Source organism: Modestobacter sp. VKM Ac-2985 (assembly GCF_026967925.1).
Classification (GTDB): domain Bacteria; phylum Actinomycetota; class Actinomycetes; order Mycobacteriales; family Geodermatophilaceae; genus Modestobacter.
Map to the genome: position 1 here is coordinate 168,346 of NZ_JAPVBI010000002.1, position 19,918 is coordinate 188,263.

Below are 19,918 nucleotides of genomic sequence, written 5' to 3' on the forward strand. Positions count from 1 at the left end.
AAGACAGGGGGGCACGGTGACCGCTGCGTACGAACTGCCGACCTGGTCCGTCCTGCCGGCCCTGGCCGACGCTGCCTTCGACCGGCTGGCCCAGTCGGTGGCCGAGGAGCTGAACGCCCCGCGGGCACTGGTCGTCCTGGTCTCCAAGGCCGGGCAGGTGTTCCCCGGGGCCTTCGGGCTGCCCGAGCCGTGGGCCAGCCGCCGCTCGATGCCGTTGAGCCACTCGATCAGCAAGCAGGTGGCCACCAGCGGCAGCCCCCTGGCGCTGCGGGATGCCCGGGAGCACCCCGAGTTCGCCACCGGCCCCTCGGTCCAGGAGCTCCACGCCGTCGCCTACGCCGGGATGCCGCTGTGGGGCGTGCACGGACAGCCCATCGGCGTGCTGTGCGCCATCGACACCCGCCCCCGCGACTGGACCGGCGACGAGCTCGCCACCCTGCACCGGATGGCCGACGAGAGCTCGCGGCAGCTCCGGTTCCGGGCGATCGAGCTGGCCGAGCAGGAGGCGCACGCGGTCGCCCTCCGGGACGACAGCGCCGCGCAGAGCGCCGCGGAGGCGGCGCGCGCCGCGTTCGTGCTGGCCGAGGCCGACGCCGATCGCGCCCGCGTGGTCGCCCGGCTCAGCACCGCCCTGCTGTCGGCGGAGACGCTCCCCGACCTGCTGCACACGGTGGACCGGCTGGTCCGGTCCCCGCTGGGCGCCACCACCGTGCTGCTCGGCGTGGCCGAGGTGGGGTGCCCGGAACTGCAGGTCTGGTCGGCGACGGCCGGCTCACGGAGCGGTCCCGTCGCGCTCCTCGGGGTCGACGAGGCGCACCCGCTGGCGGCGGCGATGCGTGACCGGCAACTGGTGGCGATCGCCACCCCGGGGGAGGTCCGAGCCCTCCCGGGGCTGCGGGAGCTCCCCGGTGCTGGTCCGGTCCTCGCCGTCCACCTGCCGCTCGGTCAGCACCACTCCGATGCCGCACTGCTGGTCAGCTGGCGGCAGCCCCGGATGCTGGACGCGCCGGTGCGGGCCGTCGTCACCGACCTGGCCCGCCCGGTCGGCCACGCCCTGGACCGGGTGCTGCTGCGCGAGCAGCGACTGCGGCTGGCGGAGCTGCCGCTCGGGCCACCCGGGCCCGACCGAGGCTGAGCCTGGTCGGCAGGGCTCAGCGACCGCCGACGGAGACCTCGAACTCGACCTGGCTGACGTCGGGGCGCAGCCGGCTGAAGGAGTGCACCAGTGGGTGCCCGGACGTGTCCCGGACGGTGGTGCGCACCACCAGCAGCGGCGAGCCCGCGGTCACCGCCAGCACGTCGGCCTCGTCGGCGGCCGCCGTCCCGACGTCGACGACGAGCCGGGCGTGCGCCAGGTCGGCGGAGTACTCCCGGCGCAGGAACTCGTAGAGCGAGCCGTGGCTGAAGTCCTCGGTGGCCGCCTTGGGGTAGCGGGTGGCGGGCAGGAAGCTGCGGACGACGTGGTTGGGCAGCCCGTCGACGCTGCGCAGCCGGACCAGCTCGACGACGTCGTCGGCGGTGGCGACCGCCAGTTCGACGGCGATCGGCGGGGCGGCCGGGACGACCCGCTGGGTCAGCACCGAGGTGCCCACCTGGGCGCCCTGCTCGGTCATCACCGAGTGGAAGCCGGCGATCCGGTGCACGAAGCTCTCGCGGTACTCGTGCCGGATACCCGGCCGGCTGACGAACGTGCCCCGGCCCTGCTCGCGGATCAGGTGCCCGTCGGCGACCAGTCCGTCGACCGCGCGGCGCAGCGTGATCCGGCTGACGCCGTACTCGGCGCACAGCACCGGCTCGGGGGGGAGGAGGGTGTGCTCAGGCAGCGCGGAGGCGCGTCGCCGCAACGCCTCGCGCACGGCGAGGTACTTGGGCCCCGCCTCCGAACTCGCCACGCCCAGAAAGGTACTGCACCATGAGACGTCTAGACGTCATGACGTACGGTTCACCCGCCCGACCCCCTCGTCCGGAGGAGAGCACGTGCGCATCGGAGTCCTGACCGGCGGTGGAGACTGCCCCGGTCTCAACGCCGTCCTACGAGCGGTGGTCCGCACCGCGGAGAAGCAGTACGGCAGCGACGTGGTCGGTTTCCGCAACGGCTGGCGCGGACTGCTCGACGACGACGCGATGCCGCTGGACCGGCCCATGGTCCACAACCTGCTCACCCGCGGCGGCACGATCCTCGGCTCGGCCCGGGTGGCGCCGGAGAAGCTGCACGCCGGGCTGGGCCGGATGCGCGAGGTGCTCGACGCCCACGGGGTCGACGTGCTGGTGCCCATCGGCGGCGAGGGCACGCTCACCGCCGCGGCGTGGCTGTCCTCGGAGGGCGTGCCGGTGGTCGGCGTCCCGAAGACGATCGACAACGACATCGACGGCACCGACCTGACCTTCGGCTTCGACACCGCGGTCAGCATCGCCACCGAGATGATCGACCGGCTGCACACCACCGCCGAGTCCCACCAGCGGGTGCTGCTGGTCGAGGTGATGGGCCGGCACGCCGGCTGGATCGCGCTGAACTCCGGGATGGCCGCGGGCGCGCACCTGGTGATCACCCCCGAGCAGCCCTTCGACATCGAGGAGGTCTGCGAGATGGTCACCGCCCGGTTCGAGCGGGGCCACCGGCACGTCATCGGGGTGATCAGCGAGGGCGCCACGCCCAAGCCGGGCACGATGCCGCTGCGCGACGGCGGGCTCGACGAGTTCGGCCACCGGCGGTTCACCGGGGTCGCCCAGCAGCTGGGCGAGGAGCTGGAACGACGCACCGGCAAGGAGGTGCGGACGACGGTGCTCGGCCACGTGCAGCGCGGCGGCACCCCGACCTCGTTCGACCGGGTGCTGGCCACCCGCTTCGGGCTGCACGCCACGATCGCCGCCCACGAGGGGCACGTCGGGCAGATGGTCGCGTTGCAGGGCACCGAGATCGGGCTGGTCCCGCTGGCCGACGCCGTGGCGCGGCTGAAGACCGTGCCCCCGTCCCGCCTCGGCGAGACCACCGCCTTCACCGGCTGACCCGGCCGGCCGGGGGTCAGCGGCGCGGCGGGGTCGGCTCGCCGGGCTGCAGCTCGATCACGGTCACCTCCGGGCGGGCGCCCACCCGCATCGGCGGCCCCCAGTAGCCGGCCCCTGACGTCACGTACAGCTGGGTGTCCCCGTGGGTCGACCAGCCCTCGACCGCCGGCTGGTCCAGCAGGACGGCGTAGTCGAAGGGCCACAGCTGACCGCCGTGGGTGTGCCCGGACAGCTGCAGGTCGACCCCCGCGGCCCGCGCCTGCTCCACCTGCACCGGCTGGTGCGCCATCAGGACGACGGGGACGGCGTCGTCCCGGCCGTCCAGGGCGGCGTCCAGGTCGGCGCCGTGCCCGGGCAACCCGGAGGCGGCCGCCGTCCGGTCGTCGATGCCGGCCAGGTCCAGCGTCGCCCCGCCGCGGCCGATCGAGACCCGTTCGTTGCGGAGCACGTCGACCCCCAGCGTGGACAGGTGCCGCAGCCACTGGCCGGTGTCGACGAAGTACTCGTGGTTGCCGGTCACGAAGTAGACGCCCTGGTCGCTGACGAGGTCGGCCAGCGGGGCGGCGTCCTCGCGCAGCTCGCTCACCTCGCCGTCGACCAGGTCACCGACGATCGCCACCACGTCGGGACGCTGGGCGTTGACGGTCTCCACGAGCCGTTCGAAGCGCCGCCCGCCGTAGGTGGTGGACAGGTGCCCGTCGGAGAAGGTGACGATCCGCAGCCCGGCCAGGGCCGGGTCCAGCCGCGGGATCCGGATCGGCACCCGGCGGACGACGGGGGTCGTGTTGGCCAGGACGACGCCGGTGCCCGCCGTCCCGATCGCGACCGCACCCGCCCCGACGGCCAGCGTGCGGGCCAGGAACAGCCGGCGGGACGGGTCGACGACACCGCGGTCCGCGCGGACCGCACCGCCCTCCGGTGCCGGGCCCGGCCCGGGAGGAGCCGCGTCGGTGCGGCGTGCCCCGTCCGGCACCAGCACCGGGCTCGGTGCGGACTCGACATCACCCGGCTCCCGCGCGGAGACGGCATCCGGCCGGCGACGACGCTGCACCAGCCGGGCGAGCAGGCGGATCGGCTCGGTCGCCAGCGTGGCGAGGAACAGGTAGAAGGCCAGGCCCAGCCAGGTGAAGCCGACCCAGTCCAGCACCGGGCCGACGACCGGCAACCGGCCGCGCAGCAGCACGACGAGCACCGGCAGCACGGCGAGCACGACCAGGAGCACCGTGAGCCTGCGCCGGACGGGCCCCGTCCGGGTGGTGCTGCGCACCAGCCGCCACCAGAGATAGCCGTGCAGCAGGGACACGGCGAGCAGCACGGTCAGGCCGAAGCCGAGCAGGCCGATCAGGGACACCGGCGCGCTCCTGGAGGTCGAGGTGGGACCCCGACGCTACGTCGACCGGCTCTTCAGCACCGAACGCAACTCCGGCCAGCGCAGCCAGAAGTCCCGCTCCGCCTGCTCGCACCGGGCCTCCTCCAGGGCGTGCAGGCGGCCCCAGGTGAAGGTGTTCTCCCCGGCTGCGAAGGCCGCCCGGCCGAGCTGGAGGCACAGCGGGCGGGTGATGAAGGTGTCCTGCCGGTCGCCGAGCACCTCCTGGACGCTCTTCAGTGCCGACACGAGCTCGACCACCGGTGCGCCCAGCACCGGCACCGCCGCCTCGGCGGTGTACCGGAGCCGCTTGGCGGCCTTGCGCACGTCGTGCAGGGCCTCGGGGGAGTCGGTGTCCTGGGCCGCCTCGACGCTGCGCCGCAACCGGCGGCCGGTGCGCGCGACGACCTCGTGGAGCACCTCGTCCGCCGGGCGGCCGGCGGCCTCGGTGAGCGGTGGCTCCTCGACCAGCGCGTCGAGGTCGTCGCGCAGCTGCAGGTAGGCGGGCGCGTTCAGCGCCTTGCGCGCCTGCGCGTCACCGGCCTGCTCGTCCCGGACCGCCTCCTGCTGCAGCCGGGCGACCACCGGGCCCAGCACCAGCTCGGCCGGCTCGGCGTCGACCAGCTCGCGCAGGTGGGCGACCGCCACCTCGCCGTCCCGGCTGGGCGACAGCGCCGACCCGACCCGGGCGAGCTCCTCGCGCAGCGGGTCGGTCTGCGTGCGGTCCAGCACCGGGCGGAAGGCGGCGAGCGTGCTGCGCAGCCGGCGGCAGGCCACCCGCACCTGGTGGACGCCGTCGGGCTGCCCGGTGCGGACCATCAGGTCGGCGTCCTGCAGAGCCCCTACCTGCGCGGCCAGCGCGGCACGGACGACCTCGCCGGCCGGCGTGCCCGGCGCGTGCCGGTGCTTCTTCTTCTTGCCCTTCTTGGTCTTCCCGGCCTGCGCCGGGGCCGGCGGTGCGGCGGCGTCGGCCAGCCGGTGGGCGAGCACGCGGGTCAGCTTGGCCGGGGACGAGGCCGGCTGGGCGCCTGCGGCCACGAGCAGCCCGGCGACGTCGGAGAGCAGCTGCTCGTCGCCGGCGACGAGCTCCACCTCCACCTCCCGCCAGGTGGTGACGACGGCGGCCTCGCCGGGAGCGGCCGGCAGCGCGGTGCCGGTGACGTGGTCGTCGGCGACCTCGGCGAGCACCCGCCCGTCGTCGGCGACGAGCTCGCTGACCACCCGACGGGTGCGCAGGGACGCCACCTGCGCCGCCGGGGCACGGCGGACGATGCCCAGCACCGGCTCCAGCACCGCCTTCGGCGGCGTCTTGGTCGCCCGGCCGAGGGGCGACTGCAGCTCCCGGCGGGCGCCGGCGGCCGCCGGGAGCTTCACGTGCCAGCCGGCGTCCGGGCCGCCGGTGCGGCGCCGCATCGTCACCCGGGCGCGGGCAAGCCGGAGATCGGCGGTGTCGTAGTAGGCGGCCTCCAGCGCGTGCTCGACCGGCTCACGGACCTCGACCACGCCGGGCGCGCCGCCGAGGTCGGGCAGCTCGAACGCCTCGTCGACGTCGAACTTCCGCTCGATCTCCACATGCTCGACAGCCACCAGTGCCACGCCTCCTCTGCCGGGCCACCCCTGCTGGGCGCCCCGCTGTGAGCTCACCGTCCTACCGCACGCAGGTGAACGGCGCACCCGCTGATGATCATCGCACCGCGGTGGGCACCATGGACGCCGTGTCCCGCCGACCCCCGACCCGCCGCCGCTGGACCGCCACCGTCTTCGCCGTCCCGTGGGCTGCGGCGGCCGTGCTCCGGTCGACCGGCACCGAACGGGGGTTCCCCCTGGTGCCCGCGCTCGCCTTCACCCCCTACATCGCGGCCACCAGCGCGCTCCCGCTGGCCGCGGCGCTGGTGTCCCGGTCGCGCGGTGCCGCCGTGCTGGCGGCTGCCTCGGCCGCGGTGCTGACGGCCGCGATGCGCCGGCCGGCCGCGCCCGCCGCCCCGGCGCTGCCGCCCCAGGGGCCGCGGCTGCGCGTCGTCTCGGCCAACATGCGGCACGGACGGGCCGACCCGGCGGCCCTGGTGGCCCTCGCGGCCGACCAGGACGCCGACGTGCTGGCGCTGATGGAGGTCACCCCGGAGGCGGTGTCCGCGCTGCTGGCTGCCGGGGTCGCCGACCTGCTGCCCGCCGGGCACGTGGTGCCCGCCGGCGAGGGGCAGCCCGCCGGCGCCGGCGGGGCGCTCTGGACCCGGCTGGAGGTCCGGGGGCGCACGGTGGTGCCGGGGCGGTTCGGGCAGCCGGCCGCCCTGCTGACCGTGCCCGGTGCGCTCGACGTCGAGCTGACCGCGGTGCACACGGACCCACCGACCAGCTCCCCCGCCCAGGTGGCCAGCTGGGTCGAGGACCTCCGGCTGCTGCCCGACCCGGAGCCCGGCGTGCTGCGGGTGCTGGCCGGCGACTTCAACGCCACGCCCGACCACGCCGCGTTCCGGCGGCTGCTGGGCCGGGGCTGGGTGGACGCCGCGGCGGCGACCGGCCAGGCCCGGCGGGCCACCTGGTGGCCGATGCGGGTGCCGCACCCGCGACTCACCCTGGACCACGTCCTGGTCGACCCGCGGATCGCGGTGGAGGGTCTGCAGGTGGTGCACGTGCCCGGGACGGACCACCGGGCACTCGTCGCGGACCTGCGGCTCCCGGCCGCCGGCTGACCGGAGCGGGGAGAGGGTGCCCCGGGCGGCGGGTTCCGCGGCACCGCCGCCCGGGCAGTGCATCTCATGCCCGCATCCCGGCGGCGTGCACGCGAGTTGTGTGACATCTGGGTTAACTCATCCCCACCGCCCGCGCGGGGTGACACCACGCGCACGGTCACGCACGGGATCGGCAGGTCAGCCGATGCGCACGTCGTCCTGCCCCGCCACCGAGACGACGTCCCCGCGGTGCAGCTGGCGGCCGCGGCGTTCCTCCGGCTCACCGTTGACCCGGACCTCCCCGGCGAGCAGCACGTCCTTCACCTGGGCGCCGGTGGGGACGGCGTCGACCAGCTTGAGCAGCTGACCCAGCCGGATGGTGTCCTCGCCGGAGCGGAGTTCGATGGTGCGCACGCCGCTGATCCTCCCCGCTTCACGCCGGGGTCAGCACATCGCCCACCGAGAGCTCGCCGGGGCGGGCCACCAGCGCCCCCACCGCGAGGGCACCTCCGCGGTCACGGTGGATCGCCTTCAGCACGGCGGTGTCCCGTCCGACGCCGCCGGACTGCGGCCGGGTGGTCATCACGCACCGGGGCACCCGCCGGACGACGTCCAGCTCCGCGCCGCCCACCCGCACCCGCCGACCCACCAGCTCGTCCTCCCCCGCGCCGGCCAGCACCAGGTTGGCCCGGAAACGGCGGCGGTCCCAGCCGCCCAGGGTGCCGGCGGACACCAGCGTCACCCGGGCGTCGGCGTTGTCGTGGAAGGCGCCGTCCGCGCCGGAGAAGGGGTTCCACCGGCCGGTGTCCTCGTCCTCGGCGTCGGACGGGTTCTCATAGCGACGGGCACCGGCGACCGCCGCCGCCGGGCGCAGGCCGACCCGGCGCCCGGCCCAGTCGGAGAGGACGTCGTCCTCGGCGGTCACCGTGCCGTCGGGCAGCACCACCTCGGCGCCGCCGTCGGCGCGCAACCGGCCGGCCGCGAACAGCAGCTCGGGCACCCGGCGGGCGGTCAGCCCGAACTCCGTGGTCAGGTCGAACAGCGCCCAGCCGCGGTCACCGGCGACGCCCTCCGGGCCGATCTCCGCCCGGGCCAGCCGCTCACCCTGCAGCGACTTCACCGGGAACCGCCAGACCTCGGCGACCCGGAGGTCATCGCTCACGCCGGGGTCCAGCCCACGGTCCACGTTCCCGACCAGGCCTCCCCCGGCGCGAGGACGAGCACGTCCACCCCATCGGCCAGCGCGTTCGCCGGGCACGTCATCGGCTCCACGGCCACGCTGCGCCGCCGCTGGTCCGGGGGCAGGGTGTCGCCGGTGTAGACCTGCAGCCAGGTCCAGGCCGGGTCGACGGCGACCTCCAGCGCACCGGCGGGCCCGCTGAGCCGGGTCCGGGCCCAGCCGTCGTCGTCCCGGACGAGGTCGGTCACGGCGGTGTCGATCGCCTGGTCACCGACCCGGCCGACCGCGCCGTCGTAGGGCCGCCGCTCCCCGGTCGGCAGGCCGCCCTCGAGCACCAGGGCGGTGCGGGCCGGCACGGTCAGCTCGGCCGCGGCCACGTCGCCCGGGGCCGGCGCCCCCACCGAGAAGTAGGGGTGCATCCCCGCCCCGAAGGGTGCGTCCTCGTCCCCGGCGTTGCGCACCCGCACGGTCACGGTGAGCCGGTCGGCGGTCAGCGTGTGGTCGACCGCGACGGCCAGCCGGAAGGGGTAGCCGGTGCGCGGCTCGATCGTCGTCCCGACCGTGACGGCGTCCGCCCGCTGGGCCAGCACCTGCCAGGGCTGGGCGGTGACCAGCCCGTGCACCGCGTTCGGGGTGGACCCGCTGACCACGTCGAGCTGCAGTTCCCGGCCCCGCCAGGACCAGCGCCCGCCGCGGAGCCGGTTGGGCCAGGGCAGCAGGACACCGCCGCGCCGGCCGGCCGGGACGGTGCCCGACGCGTAGCCGTCCAGCACGTGCCAGTCACCGACCACCAGTTCGCGCAGGGCTCCGCCGCGCAGGTCCACGGCCAGCCGGGCGGGACCAGCGGCCACCTCGACGTCCCGCGGTTCGGTGGCCGGCCAGGGGCGGTCGGTGGACGAGGGTGCGAGCGACATGCGGTCCTCCCGGGGAGACGGTTCCGGGACAGCTCACCACAGCACCGGTGCACCCGTTCCACGTGGAACCACCGGCGCCGGAGAGGGTCGTGACAGACGTCAGTGGCCTCGGCGGGCCGTGCGGCGACAGACTGGACACGCACCGACGACGAGGAGCCCCCGATGCCCGAGCCACACCTGCGTGCCGCCGACGCCGACCGGGCCGCGGTGGCCGAGATCCTCGGCCACCACATGTCCGCCGGCCGGCTCAGCGTCGAGGAGTACGACGACCGGCTCGCCCGCGCCTACGCGGCCCGCACCTACGGTGAGCTCGCCGAGCTGACCACCGACCTCCCCCCCGCCGAGCCGGCCGGCAGCCGGACCGCCGAGGCACCTGCCGTCGCCGGTCCACCGACCGGCCCGGCCGGCGGCGGCCCCTGGGCGGTCCACGGCTGGCACGGGGGCGCCGGCGCCTGGGCCGGCGGGTCGAGCATGCGGGCGGCCTGGGCGAGCTGGCTGAGCACCGCGGTCATCGTGGTGGGCATCTGGCTGATCACCTCGCTGGCCACCGACGGCTGGATCTACCCCTGGCCGATCTGGGTGATCGGGCCGTGGGGGCTCGTCCTGCTGGCCCAGACGGTCAGCGGACAGCGCGGGCCCGACCGGCGGCAGCAGCTCCCCCACCGCACCGGGGACTGAGCCGGGCGTGTCCCGGGTCAGCCGGGACCGGAGCGGGTAGGCGACCGGGACCGAGCCCAGGATCCCGGAGGACCCGATGCACACCATGACCGACCGCTTCGCCGACGCACTGCACCGCCTGGACGCCGACCGCGACACCGGCCCGCTCGTCGAGCTCGCCGGTGACGACACCCAGCTGGTCAAGCTCGACGAACAGCACGAGACGCGCGGCCGGGAGGGTGCGACGACGTTCTGGACCGACTACCGCGACGTCTTCGACGAGATCGAGACGACGTTCACGCACACCGTGGTCGGCGAGTCCAGCGCGGCGCTGGAGTGGACCTCCACCGGCACGCTGCGCAGCGGGAAGCCGTTCACCTATCGCGGCGTCACCGTGATCGAGGGCGACGAGGAGCAGCTCAGCGGCGTCCGCACGTACTACGACTCGGCCGCCTTCCTGCAGGGCCGCAGCGGCACGGCCTGACCTGGCCCGTGCGGCCAGGCACCCAGAGAGGGCCCGGCAACGCAGCAGGGGCCGCCCGATGGGTGGCCCCTGCTGGTCGTTCTGGTGGGCAAGGGGGGACTTGAACCCCCACGTCCTCTCGGACACACGGACCTGAACCGTGCGCGTCTGCCATTCCGCCACTTGCCCTGGCGAGGAAGAACAGTAGCAGCCCCCTTCGAGGCAGTTCCCGCAGGCCCCCGGTCGGCACGGCGCCGCCCCACGGCGGGCGGTGCGCTGGTAGAACGGTGTGCCGACGCGGCACGGACGACATCGTCCGGGGCGTCCTGCGCTGCGCGACGTCCCGGCGACCCTCCCCCGGTTACGATCAGCGCTCAGGCAGTGGGAGGTCGACCGAGCGCAAGGGAGCGACTGTGGGTGTGCTGCAGCGCTTCGAGCGACGCCTCGAGGGCATGGTCGGGCTGGCCTTCGCCCGGGTGTTCAAGGGCAAGGTCCACCCCGCCGAGATCGCGCACGCCCTGCAACGTGAGGCCGACGAGCAACGCTCGGTGCTGAGCGGTGACCGGGTGCTCGCCCCGAACGTCTACGTCGTGATGCTCGGCCCCACCGACCACGAGAACCTGGTCGAGTGGTCCGAGCAGCTGGCCGCCGAGCTCGCCGACATGGTCGCCGAGCACATCGAGCGCGAGGGCTACCAGACCTTCGGTGACATCGAGGTGCGGCTGGAGCTCGACGAGGAGCTGCGCACCGGGGTCTTCGAGGTCGCCTCGCACGTCACCGGCGGTGCCCCGAGCCGCTCCTCGGCCGCCCCGCCGCCCCCGCCGCCCGGGCTCCCCCCGCTCCCGCGGCTCCCCGGCGCCGCCACGGGGACCACCGACACCGGCGCCCAGCCACCCTCGGTCGTGGGCCGGGCCGGCCAGCGGGTCAGCCACGTCCTGGTCGTCGACGGCCCCGGCACCAAGCACGTCCTCGAGCAGGGCAGCAACGTCCTCGGCCGCGGCACCGAGGCCGACGTCCGGTTGCCCGACACCGGGGTGAGCCGCAAGCACGCCGACGTCCAGCTGGCCGGCAGCACGGTCGTCGTCGAGGACCTCGGCTCCACCAACGGGACCCTGGTCAACGGCCGCCGGGTCAGCCGGCAGGAGCTGGCCGACGGCGACGTCCTCCGCATCGGCCACTCGGTGCTGGTGTACCGGCAGGACGGCGCGTGAGAAGGCTGAGCGCAGGCCCGGGCGGGGCCGAGCAGTGACCGCGGAGATCGTGCTGCAGGCCTTCCGCTTCGGCTTCCTGCTCCTGCTCTGGCTGTTCGTCTTCGCCGCCTTCCGGGTGGTCCGCGCCGACCTGTTCGGCGGCCGGGCCGGCCGGGTGGCCTCGGTGCCGCCGCGCGCCGCCGCCGCCCGCAAGCGCGGTGGCCGCGGGCCCCGCCACCTCGTCGTCACCGCCGGCCCGCTGTCGGGCACCCGGATCACCTTGGGGGAACAGGCCATCCTGATCGGTCGTGCCGACGACTCGACGCTGGTGCTCACCGACGACTTCGCCTCCTCCCGGCACGCGCGGCTGACCAACCGCGGCGGCCAGTGGTACGTGGAGGACCTCGGGTCCACCAACGGCACCTACCTCGACCAGCAGCGCGTGCAGGGTCCGCTGCTGGTCGCCCCCGGCCAGCCGATCCGGATCGGGCAGACCGTCCTGGAGCTGCGTTCATGAGCTTGGTCCTCCGCTATGCGGCGCGTTCCGACCGCGGCCTGATCCGCGGCACCAACCAGGACTCGGTCTACGCCGGGCCCCGGTTGCTGGCCGTCGCGGACGGCATGGGCGGGCACGCGGCGGGCGACGTCGCCAGCAAGGTCGTGATCGCCGCTCTCGAGCACCTCGACGAGGACGCCCCCTCCGGCGACCTGCTCCAGGCCCTGCGCCATGCGGTGTTCGAGGGCAGCGAGCACCTGCGCGAGGTCATCCGGGAGTCCCCACAGCTCGAGGGCATGGGGACGACGCTCACCGCCGTCCTCTTCGCCGGTGGCCGGCTGGGGCTGTGCCACGTCGGCGACTCCCGCGCCTACCTGATGCGCGACGGCGAGCTGCACCAGATCACCCACGACGACACCTTCGTGCAGACGCTGATCGACGACGGCCGGATCACCGAGGAGGAGGCGAACAGCCACCCGCAGCGCTCGTTGCTGCTGCGGGCCCTCAACGGCCAGGACGTCGAGCCGGACCTGTCGATGCGCGAGGCCCGCGCCGGCGACCGCTACATGCTCTGCTCCGACGGACTGTCCGGCGTGGTCAGCCACGAGACGCTCGCCGCCGCGATGCACGAGCCCGATGCGCAGGCGACCGCAGACCGGCTGATCGAACTGGCGTTGCGCAGCGGGGGTCCGGACAACATCACCTGCATCGTCGCCGACGTCGTGGAGGACGACGGCCGCGGTGTGCTCGTCGAGCCTGTCGTCGACGGCGCCGCCGGCGACCACGTGGGTCAGCGGGAGGTCGATCCCCGGTCGGCCGCCGGTCGCGCCGCGCTCGCCGACCCGCAGGCGGCCGGGCACGCCACCGCCCTGACCACCAGCTCCCCACCGCCGCGACGTCGACGGCCGTTGCGCACCGCCCTGTTCGCCCTCGCCGCCGTCGTGGTGCTGGGCGCCGCGACGATCGGTGCGTACCTGTTCGTGATGGGCCACTGGTTCGTCGGGGTCGCCGAGACCGCCGACGGCGACCGGGTCGGGGTCTTCCGCGGGCTCAACGCCTCCGTCGTCGGCCTGGACCTCTACCGCCTGGACGAGGCGACGGCGCTGGCCACCACCGACCTCACCCCGGCCGCTCGCAACCGGGTGGCCGACGGGATCCCCGCCGACGACCCGGACGACGCCGAGCGGATCCTCTCCAACCTCCGCGGCCAGCAGCTGCCGCTGTGCCGGACGACCCCGGCGGTGGCCGCCAGCACCCCGTCCGCCACGCCCACGCCGGCAGCGGAGCCCACCCCCGCCGCCGTCCCGGGCCAGCCGGACGCCGCGGCCGCCACGACGACCGTCACGACGACCGTCCCCGGCACCGCCGAGCCGACGCGCTCGGCCGCGGCCCCCGGGCTGACGCGTTCCGGTGAGCCCGGAGTGGACTGCCGGGAGGTCGACTAGTGGCTGCGCCGGTCAACGGCCCCGGCACCGACCCGCGCGCTGCCCTCGCCCCCGGCACGGCCGTCCCCACCCGGCGGGGCACCGAACTGCTCCTGCTCGGCTTCGCGGTGCTCATCACGCTGGCCGCGCACCTGATCATCGACATCACCGTCACCGGGTCCCCGGGCACCGAGATGGTCACCTTCGGCCTCTGGTTCTCCGCCCTGTGGGTCGTCGCCCACGTCGTCGTCCGGCGGTTCGCGCCCTACGCCGACCCGCTGCTGCTCCCCTGCGTCGCGGTGCTCTCCGGGCTGGGCCTGTCGATGATCCACCGGCTGGACATCGCCGGTGAACAGGTCGGCAGCAACGGCGCCGTCAGCGTCGACGCCCCGGTCCAGCTGGTGTGGGCCACCGTCGGGCTGGTGCTGTTCATCGCCGTGCTGGTGATCGTGCGCGACCACCGGGCGCTCTCCCGCTTCGCCTACACCCTGGCCCTCATCGGGCTGGTCCTGCTGGCGCTCCCCGCGGTGCTGCCGAACTCCGAGATCAACGGCGCCAAGCTGTGGATCCGGTTCGGTGGGTTCTCCATCCAGCCCGGCGAGTTCGCCAAGATCTGCCTGATCGTCTTCTTCGCCGCCTACCTGGTCGACAAGCGCGACGTGCTGGCGCTGGCCAGCCGCCGGGTGCTGCGCCTGGAGCTGCCGCGTGGCCGCGACCTCGGCCCGGTGCTGCTGGCCTGGGTCGCCTCGATCCTGGTGCTGGTCTTCGAGCGCGACCTGGGCAGCTCGCTGCTGCTGTTCGGCATCTTCGTGGTGATGCTCTACATCGCCACCGAGCGCGCCAGCTGGCTGGTCATCGGCCTGCTGCTGTTCGCCGGTGGGGCGTTCGTCGCCTACCAGCTGTTCGGTCACGTCCGCGTGCGGGTCGACACCTGGCTGGACCCGTTCGCCTACGCCGACACCGGTGGCTACCAGGTGGTCCAGTCGCTGTTCAGCCTGGGCACCGGCGGCCTGTTCGGCGCCGGGCTCGGTGGCGGGCGGCCGGACCAGGTGCCGGTGGCCAAGAGCGACTTCATCGCCGCCGCCATCGGTGAGGAGCTCGGCCTCTTCGGCCTGGTCGCGATGATCGTGATCTACCTGGTGCTGGTCGAGCGGGGGCTGCGCACCTCCCTGGTGGTCCGGGACGGCTTCGGCAAGCTGCTGGCCGCCGGGCTGGCCTTCTCCCTCGCCTGGCAGGTGTTCGTCGTCCTCGGCGGGGTCACCGGCCTGCTCCCGCTCACCGGGCTGACCACGCCGTTCCTCGCCTACGGCGGCTCCTCGCTGGTCGCCAACTTCGGCCTGGTCGCGCTGCTCGTGCGGATCAGCGACGCCGCCCGCCGGCCGGCCGGCGCAGCCGTGGCCACGCCGCCGAAGCTCACCGACGCACCGACCGAGGTGGTGCAGCAGTGAACGCCCCGCTGCGCAAGGTCGCCATCAGCGTGCTGGTGCTGTTCACGCTGCTGATCGTCAACGTCAACGTCATCCAGGTCTTCCGCGCCGACGAGCTGCGGGCCGACGCGCGCAACACCCGCGTGCTCGTCGAGCAGTACGACGAGCAGCGCGGCTCGATCATCGTCGACGGCACCGAGATCGCCGTGTCCGAGGCGACCGACGGTCCGCTCACCTACCTGCGCCGCTATCCGCAGGGCCCCCTCTACGCACCGGTGACCGGCTACAACTCGCTGATCTTCGGCAACCGGGGGCTGGAGGAGGCCGTCGACGAGGTGCTGTCCGGCGACGACGCGCGGCTGGCGCTCAGCTTCCGGCGGCTCACCGAGCTGTTCACCGGGCAGGACCTCTCGGGTGGCAGCGTGGAGCTCACGCTGGACCCGGCGGTGCAGGAGGCGGCGATGTCGGCCCTGGAGGGGCGGGTCGGTGCCGTCGTCGCCCTGGACCCGCAGACCGGCGCCGTCCTGGGGCTGGCCAGCACCCCGACCTACGACCCGAACCTGCTCTCCAGCCACGACCCCACTGCGATCCGCGCCTACGCCGAGGAGCTGGAGGCGCAGGAGACCGACCCCCGGACCAACATCGCCATCTCCGAGCGCTACCCGGCCGGGTCGATCTTCAAGGTGGTCGTCGCCGCCGCGGCCCTGGCCAGTGGCGAGTACACGCCGGAGACGGTGATCCCGGCGCCGCAGGACTACATCCTGCCCGGCACCTCGACCGACCTGCAGAACTTCGGCGACCGGCCGTGCAGCCCCAGCGGCGAGCAGCCGCTGATCGAGGCGCTCACCATCTCCTGCAACACCGCCTTCGCCCAGCTCGGCATCGACCTGGGCGAGGACGCCGTCCGGGAGATGGCCGAGGCGCTCGGCATCGACGGCACGAGCTTCGACATCCCGCTCCCGGTGGAAGGCAGCACGATCGGCGACATCGAGAGCGACGCCGCGCTGGGCCAGACCTCGATCGGGCAGCGCGACGTCGCCCTGACCCCGATGCACGCCGCCATGATCGCGGCCGCGGTCGCCAACGACGGCGTGCTGATGGACCCGTACCTGGTCGAGTCGGTCCAGGCCCCCGACCTGACGGTCATCGACCAGACCGAGCCCGAGACGTTCTCCGAGCCCTTCTCCGCCGACGTCGCCGAGCAGCTGACCCGGATGATGACCAACGTCGTCGACGAGGGCACCGGCCGGCGCGCGCAGATCAGCGGCATCGAGGTGGCCGGCAAGACCGGTACGGCGGAGAACGCCGGCCCCGACCACAACTGGTTCATCGGCTTCGCCCCCGCCGAGGACCCGAGCATCGCCGTGGCGGTCTTCATCCGCAACGGTGGCGGCACCGGCGGGGACATCTCCGCACCCATCGCGCGCGAGGTCATCGAGGCCCACCTGCAGGGCGGCGGCTGATGGCGGTCCGCGTGGGCAGCATGCTGGCCGGTCGCTACGAGATCACCGCCCCGATCGCCACCGGCGGGATGGGGGAGGTCTGGCAGGCCCGCGACCGCACCCTCGGCCGGATCGTCGCGGTCAAGGTGCTGCGCAGCGAGTACACCGGCGACTCGAGCTTCCTCATCCGGTTCCGCAACGAGGCCCGGCACACCGCCGCCCTGTCGCACCAGAACATCGCCTCGGTCTACGACTACGGCGAGACCACCGAGGACGGGCAACGGCTGGCCTACCTGATCATGGAGTTCGTCGAGGGCAAGCCGCTGGTCACCGTCCTCGCCGAGCGCGGGCGGCTCACCGCCGAGCAGACCCTCGACGTCCTCGGGCAGGCCGGTGACGGCCTCTCCGCCGCGCACGCGGCCGGCATGGTGCACCGGGACATCAAGCCCGGGAACCTGCTCGTGCGTCCGGACGGCGTGGTCAAGCTGACCGACTTCGGCATCGCCTACGCCCGCGACGCCGCCCCCCTGACCCGCACCGGCATGGTGGTCGGCACCGCGCAGTACCTCTCCCCCGAGCAGGCCCAGGGGCACGTGGTGACCGCCGCCTCCGACGTCTACTCACTCGGCGTGCTCGGCTACGAGTGCATCGCCGGGGTGCGCCCGTTCGACGGCGAGTCGCAGGTGGCGATCGCGCTGGCCCAGATCAACCGCCCCCCACCCCCGATGCCGGCGGACGTGCCCTGGCAGGTCCGGGCCCTGATCGAGCGGTGCCTGGCCAAGGACCCCGCTGCCCGCTTCCCCGACGGGGCGGCCTTCGCCGAGGCGGTGCGGCGGGTCGCGGCCGGTGGCACCGTGCCGGCCGCGACCGCCATGACCCAGGTGGTCGGGGACGACGGCACGGCGACCACGATGCTCCCGGCGACCGGCCCCGGCACCGCCCTCGGCCCCTCGACCGCGCCCCGCACCATGCCCCCGCTGCACGGCCCCCCGGTCGACGGCGACGGGGCGAGCACCTGGACCGGCGGGGAGGACGACCCGCCGGACGTCCGGCGCACCCGGTTGCTGTGGGCGGCCGCCGCACTCGCCCTCGTGGGGCTGGTCGCCGCCGGGGTGTTCCTGGTCATGTCCGGGACCGACGACCCGGACGGCTCGGCCGCGTCCCCGGGCACCAGCTCCCCGTCGACCTCCGCACCGGCGACCGCCACTGCCTCCGGCGCACTCGCCTTCGACGTGACCGACTACGTCGGGGACGACGCGGACACCGTCTCCGACGAGCTCGAGGAGCTGGGCTTCGAGGTGCGGCAGCGGGACGCGACCGCCGCCGAGCTGGCGGCAGCCGGCGTGGCCCTGGCGGAGAACGCCGTCGTGACCGCCAACCCGGCGCGGGCCACGCTGCCGCAGGGCTCGACGGTCACGCTGGCCGTGGCCGCCGAGGCCTACGCGCCCGAGGCTGACGACGACGAGCCGACACAGGCTGCTCCCACCTCCGAGGCCGACGACGACGGCGGTGCCACCGCCCCGACGACCGCCACCGTGACGGCCACCGTTACGCAGAGCACCCCGAGGGACGCAGCCACCTCGTCGCCGACGACAACGGCGACCCGGTCGGCGCCGGCCCCGGCGCCGGCCCCAGCGCCGGCCCCAGCCCCTGAGCCGGCGCCCGAACCAGCGCCAGAACCAGTCGAGCCGACGCCGTCCACGGACAGCCAGGGGGCCGGGACACTGGCGTCAGCAGACCTCGCGAGAACCCCATGACACACGCGTCCCCCGGCGCTCGCGTCGCGCCTGTCGCGACGCGGCCAGCGATTAGGCTCCGCGACGGCGCACCGCTCCCCGGTCCTGCCGTCCCGGAGCTGCGACCGCCGCACCGCACCACCCGAGAGGACCACCGATGACCACCCCCCAGGTGCTCGGCGAGCGCTACGAGATCGGCGGGGTGCTCGGCCGCGGCGGCATGGCGGAGGTGCACCGGGGGCGGGACCTCCGGCTGGGGCGCGAGGTCGCGGTCAAGGTGCTGCGTCAGGACCTCGCCCGGGACCCGTCGTCCCAGGTCCGGTTCCGCCGCGAGGCCCAGGCCAGCGCGTCGCTGAACCACCCGGCGATCGTCGCGGTCTACGACACCGGGGAGGACCGCACCGCGACCGGCGCGACCCCGTACATCGTCATGGAGTACGTCGAGGGCGACACCCTGCGCGACGTGCTGCGCCGTGAGCGGCGGCTGCCCCCCGAGCGGGCCATGTCGCTGACCGCCGACATCTGCGCGGCCCTGGACTTCAGCCATCGCAACGGCATCGTGCACCGGGACGTGAAGCCCGGCAACGTCATGATCACGCCGCAGGGCACGGTCAAGGTGATGGACTTCGGCATCGCCCGCGCGGTCTCCGACTCCGCTGCGACGATGACCTCGACGGCCGCCGTGATCGGCACCGCCCAGTACCTCTCCCCCGAGCAGGCCCGGGGTGAGGGGGTCGACGCCCGCTCCGACGTCTACTCCGCCGGGTGCCTGCTCTACGAGCTGGTCACCGGCACCCCGCCCTTCACCGGCGACTCCCCCGTGGCCGTCGCCTACCAGCACGTGCGGGAGGACCCGCGGACGCCCTCGTCGATCAACCCGGAGATCCCCCCGGAGCTCGACGCCATCCTGCTCAAGGCGATGAGCAAGAACCCGGCCAACCGCTACCAGTCGGCCGCCGACATGCGGGCGGACCTGCTGCGCGCCGTGGCCGGCCAGCGGGTCGAGGCCACGCCGGTGATGAGCGACGCCGAGAAGACCACGATCATCGGCGTGACCCCCGGCGGGTACGGCAACGACGAGTGGGACGACGGGCAGAACGACGACAAGCGCCGGCGCAACCGGATCATCGCCGTGGTCGTCGCCGTGGTGGTGCTCCTCGCCGGGGCCATCGGCCTGGCGCTGGCCCTCAACGGTGCGTCGGACGAGCCCGACACCCCGGTCGTCGAGCAGGTGGCGGTCCCCGACCTGGTCGGTGTCCCGCAGGCCGACGCGGAGGCCCAGATCCTGGCCGAGGGCCTCCTGATCGGCCCGATCACCCGCGAGCCGAGCACGGAGGCCCAGGAGGGCACCGTGCTCAGCGCCGACCCGCCAGCAGGGACCGAGGTGGACCCGGAGACGCGGGTGGCCCTGGTCGTCGGCGGCGGCCCGAACACCATCGCCGTCCCCAACGTGCTCGGCGACGAGCAGGACGCGGCGATCGACCGGCTGGAGGGGGCCGGCTTCACCGGGAGCACGAGCACCGACCAGGTCGACAGCCTGGAGCCCGCCGGCACCGTCGTCGCCCTCGACCCCGCGCCGGGCAGCCAGGCGGCCCCGGACGTGTCGTTCCGGCTGAGCATCTCCACCGGCTCGATCACCCTGCCCGACGTGCGTGGTCTCACCGAGCCCACTGCCCGGGAGGCCCTCGTGGACGCCGGGATCGACAACGGGGTCATCGTGCCCAACAACGTCGAGCGGGACGACGCCACCCCGGGCACCGTGGTCGACACCGATCCGGGGCCGCGGGCCTCGGTGTCGGCCGGCGAGACGGTCACCCTGCTGATCGCCGTCCCGACGCCGGCAGAGCCGACCCCCACGCCGACCCCCACGCCGACGCCGACCCCCACGGCGCCGACCCCCACGGCGCCGGTGCCCGACCCAGCCCTGCCGGACAGCTGATCGGGTGCC

Annotated in this window: 18 protein-coding genes and 1 tRNA gene; 12 read left to right on the forward strand and 7 right to left on the reverse strand. The window is 74.7% G+C overall.

What is annotated here, in order from left to right; translation table 11 throughout:
* Positions 1 to 16 precede the first annotated feature (16 nt).
* A complete protein-coding gene (locus O2V61_RS10040; protein WP_269183175.1) occupies positions 17 to 1,135 on the forward strand; it encodes a GAF domain-containing protein in 1,119 nt (372 codons plus the stop codon).
* Positions 1,136 to 1,151: 16 nt separating this feature from the next.
* Here O2V61_RS10040 and O2V61_RS10045 read toward each other — a convergent pair whose 3' ends face one another.
* A complete protein-coding gene (locus tag O2V61_RS10045; RefSeq protein ID WP_269183176.1) occupies positions 1,152 to 1,892 on the reverse strand; it encodes a GntR family transcriptional regulator in 741 nt (246 codons plus the stop codon).
* Between the two features lie 85 nt (positions 1,893 to 1,977).
* Here O2V61_RS10045 and O2V61_RS10050 point away from each other — a divergent pair, with 85 nt between their 5' ends.
* Positions 1,978 to 3,006 (forward strand): ATP-dependent 6-phosphofructokinase, encoded by a 1,029-nt coding sequence (locus O2V61_RS10050; protein WP_269157651.1) that lies wholly within the window; start codon positions 1,978 to 1,980, stop codon positions 3,004 to 3,006.
* A 16-nt stretch (positions 3,007 to 3,022) separates the two neighbouring features.
* Here O2V61_RS10050 and O2V61_RS10055 read toward each other — a convergent pair whose 3' ends face one another.
* Together O2V61_RS10055 and O2V61_RS10060 are read right to left on the reverse strand one after the other, a co-directional pair.
* Positions 3,023 to 4,357: a metallophosphoesterase gene (locus O2V61_RS10055; RefSeq protein WP_269183177.1), complete on the reverse strand. Its 1,335-nt coding sequence runs from the start codon at positions 4,355 to 4,357 to the stop codon at positions 3,023 to 3,025.
* 36 nt (positions 4,358 to 4,393) lie between these two features.
* Complete coding sequence (locus O2V61_RS10060) at positions 4,394 to 5,959, reverse strand: CYTH and CHAD domain-containing protein (protein ID WP_269183178.1); 1,566 nt, start codon at positions 5,957 to 5,959, stop codon at positions 4,394 to 4,396.
* A 128-nt stretch (positions 5,960 to 6,087) separates the two neighbouring features.
* Here O2V61_RS10060 and O2V61_RS10065 point away from each other — a divergent pair, with 128 nt between their 5' ends.
* Positions 6,088 to 7,062 carry an endonuclease/exonuclease/phosphatase family protein gene (locus tag O2V61_RS10065; protein WP_269183179.1) on the forward strand — a complete coding sequence of 325 codons (975 nt, stop codon included), beginning with the start codon at positions 6,088 to 6,090 and terminating at the stop codon, positions 7,060 to 7,062.
* A gap of 177 nt (positions 7,063 to 7,239) precedes the next feature.
* On the opposite strand, the gene O2V61_RS10070 is transcribed toward O2V61_RS10065, so the two are convergent.
* The 3 genes from O2V61_RS10070 to O2V61_RS10080 are packed head-to-tail and all read right to left on the reverse strand — an operon-like array spanning position 7,240 to position 9,135.
* Positions 7,240 to 7,455 carry an RNA-binding S4 domain-containing protein gene (locus tag O2V61_RS10070; protein ID WP_269183180.1) on the reverse strand — a complete coding sequence of 72 codons (216 nt, stop codon included), beginning with the start codon at positions 7,453 to 7,455 and terminating at the stop codon, positions 7,240 to 7,242.
* Between the two features lie 19 nt (positions 7,456 to 7,474).
* Positions 7,475 to 8,203, reverse strand: a complete 729-nt coding sequence (locus O2V61_RS10075) for an MOSC domain-containing protein (RefSeq protein WP_269183181.1) — start codon at positions 8,201 to 8,203, stop codon at positions 7,475 to 7,477.
* A complete protein-coding gene (locus O2V61_RS10080; protein WP_269183182.1) occupies positions 8,200 to 9,135 on the reverse strand; it encodes an aldose epimerase family protein in 936 nt (311 codons plus the stop codon). Before O2V61_RS10080 ends, O2V61_RS10075 begins: the two co-directional genes overlap by 4 nt.
* A gap of 162 nt (positions 9,136 to 9,297) precedes the next feature.
* Here O2V61_RS10080 and O2V61_RS10085 point away from each other — a divergent pair, with 162 nt between their 5' ends.
* Together O2V61_RS10085 and O2V61_RS10090 are read left to right on the forward strand one after the other, a co-directional pair.
* The gene (locus O2V61_RS10085; RefSeq protein WP_269183183.1) at positions 9,298 to 9,813 is read left to right on the forward strand and encodes a DUF1707 SHOCT-like domain-containing protein; all 516 of its coding nucleotides are present in this window, start codon (positions 9,298 to 9,300) and stop codon (positions 9,811 to 9,813) included.
* 76 nt (positions 9,814 to 9,889) lie between these two features.
* Entirely contained in the window at positions 9,890 to 10,276 is a 387-nt protein-coding gene (locus O2V61_RS10090; protein ID WP_269183184.1) for a nuclear transport factor 2 family protein, read from the forward strand.
* A gap of 82 nt (positions 10,277 to 10,358) precedes the next feature.
* Here the strand turns inward: O2V61_RS10090 and O2V61_RS10095 are convergent.
* Positions 10,359 to 10,444 (reverse strand) — tRNA-Leu (locus O2V61_RS10095).
* A 224-nt stretch (positions 10,445 to 10,668) separates the two neighbouring features.
* On the opposite strand from O2V61_RS10095, the gene O2V61_RS10100 reads away from it, so the two are divergent.
* From O2V61_RS10100 to pknB, 7 genes are all read left to right on the forward strand, one after another.
* Positions 10,669 to 11,466 (forward strand): FhaA domain-containing protein, encoded by a 798-nt coding sequence (locus O2V61_RS10100; protein WP_269183185.1) that lies wholly within the window; start codon positions 10,669 to 10,671, stop codon positions 11,464 to 11,466.
* A 34-nt stretch (positions 11,467 to 11,500) separates the two neighbouring features.
* The gene (locus tag O2V61_RS10105) at positions 11,501 to 11,962 is read left to right on the forward strand and encodes an FHA domain-containing protein FhaB/FipA (protein WP_269157662.1); all 462 of its coding nucleotides are present in this window, start codon (positions 11,501 to 11,503) and stop codon (positions 11,960 to 11,962) included.
* Positions 11,959 to 13,386, forward strand: coding sequence for a PP2C family protein-serine/threonine phosphatase (locus tag O2V61_RS10110; protein WP_269183186.1), 1,428 nt, complete (start codon positions 11,959 to 11,961; stop codon positions 13,384 to 13,386). Before O2V61_RS10105 ends, O2V61_RS10110 begins: the two co-directional genes overlap by 4 nt.
* The gene (locus tag O2V61_RS10115) at positions 13,386 to 14,813 is read left to right on the forward strand and encodes an FtsW/RodA/SpoVE family cell cycle protein (protein WP_269183187.1); all 1,428 of its coding nucleotides are present in this window, start codon (positions 13,386 to 13,388) and stop codon (positions 14,811 to 14,813) included. Before O2V61_RS10110 ends, O2V61_RS10115 begins: the two co-directional genes overlap by 1 nt.
* On the forward strand, positions 14,810 to 16,255 hold the full coding sequence (locus tag O2V61_RS10120; RefSeq protein WP_269183188.1) for a peptidoglycan D,D-transpeptidase FtsI family protein: 1,446 nt from the start codon (positions 14,810 to 14,812) through the stop codon (positions 16,253 to 16,255). Before O2V61_RS10115 ends, O2V61_RS10120 begins: the two co-directional genes overlap by 4 nt.
* Entirely contained in the window at positions 16,255 to 17,991 is a 1,737-nt protein-coding gene (locus O2V61_RS10125; RefSeq protein WP_269183189.1) for a serine/threonine-protein kinase, read from the forward strand. The genes O2V61_RS10120 and O2V61_RS10125 overlap by 1 nt, the downstream gene beginning before the upstream one ends.
* A 136-nt stretch (positions 17,992 to 18,127) precedes the next feature.
* Positions 18,128 to 19,909, forward strand: coding sequence for a Stk1 family PASTA domain-containing Ser/Thr kinase (gene pknB / locus O2V61_RS10130; RefSeq protein WP_269183190.1), 1,782 nt, complete (start codon positions 18,128 to 18,130; stop codon positions 19,907 to 19,909).
* Positions 19,910 to 19,918 lie beyond the last annotated feature (9 nt).

Excerpts from the sequence above, each read along its gene's own strand:
- O2V61_RS10080 (WP_269183182.1), bottom strand. The coding sequence starts at position 9,135 with ATGTCGCTCGCACCCTCGTCCACCGACCGCCCCTGGCCGGCCACCGAA.
- O2V61_RS10085 (WP_269183183.1), top strand. The coding sequence starts at position 9,298 with ATGCCCGAGCCACACCTGCGTGCCGCCGACGCCGACCGGGCCGCGGTG.
- O2V61_RS10090 (WP_269183184.1), top strand. The coding sequence starts at position 9,890 with ATGCACACCATGACCGACCGCTTCGCCGACGCACTGCACCGCCTGGAC.
- O2V61_RS10110 (WP_269183186.1), top strand. The coding sequence starts at position 11,959 with ATGAGCTTGGTCCTCCGCTATGCGGCGCGTTCCGACCGCGGCCTGATC.
- O2V61_RS10125 (WP_269183189.1), top strand. The coding sequence starts at position 16,255 with ATGGCGGTCCGCGTGGGCAGCATGCTGGCCGGTCGCTACGAGATCACC.
- pknB (WP_269183190.1), top strand. The coding sequence starts at position 18,128 with ATGACCACCCCCCAGGTGCTCGGCGAGCGCTACGAGATCGGCGGGGTG.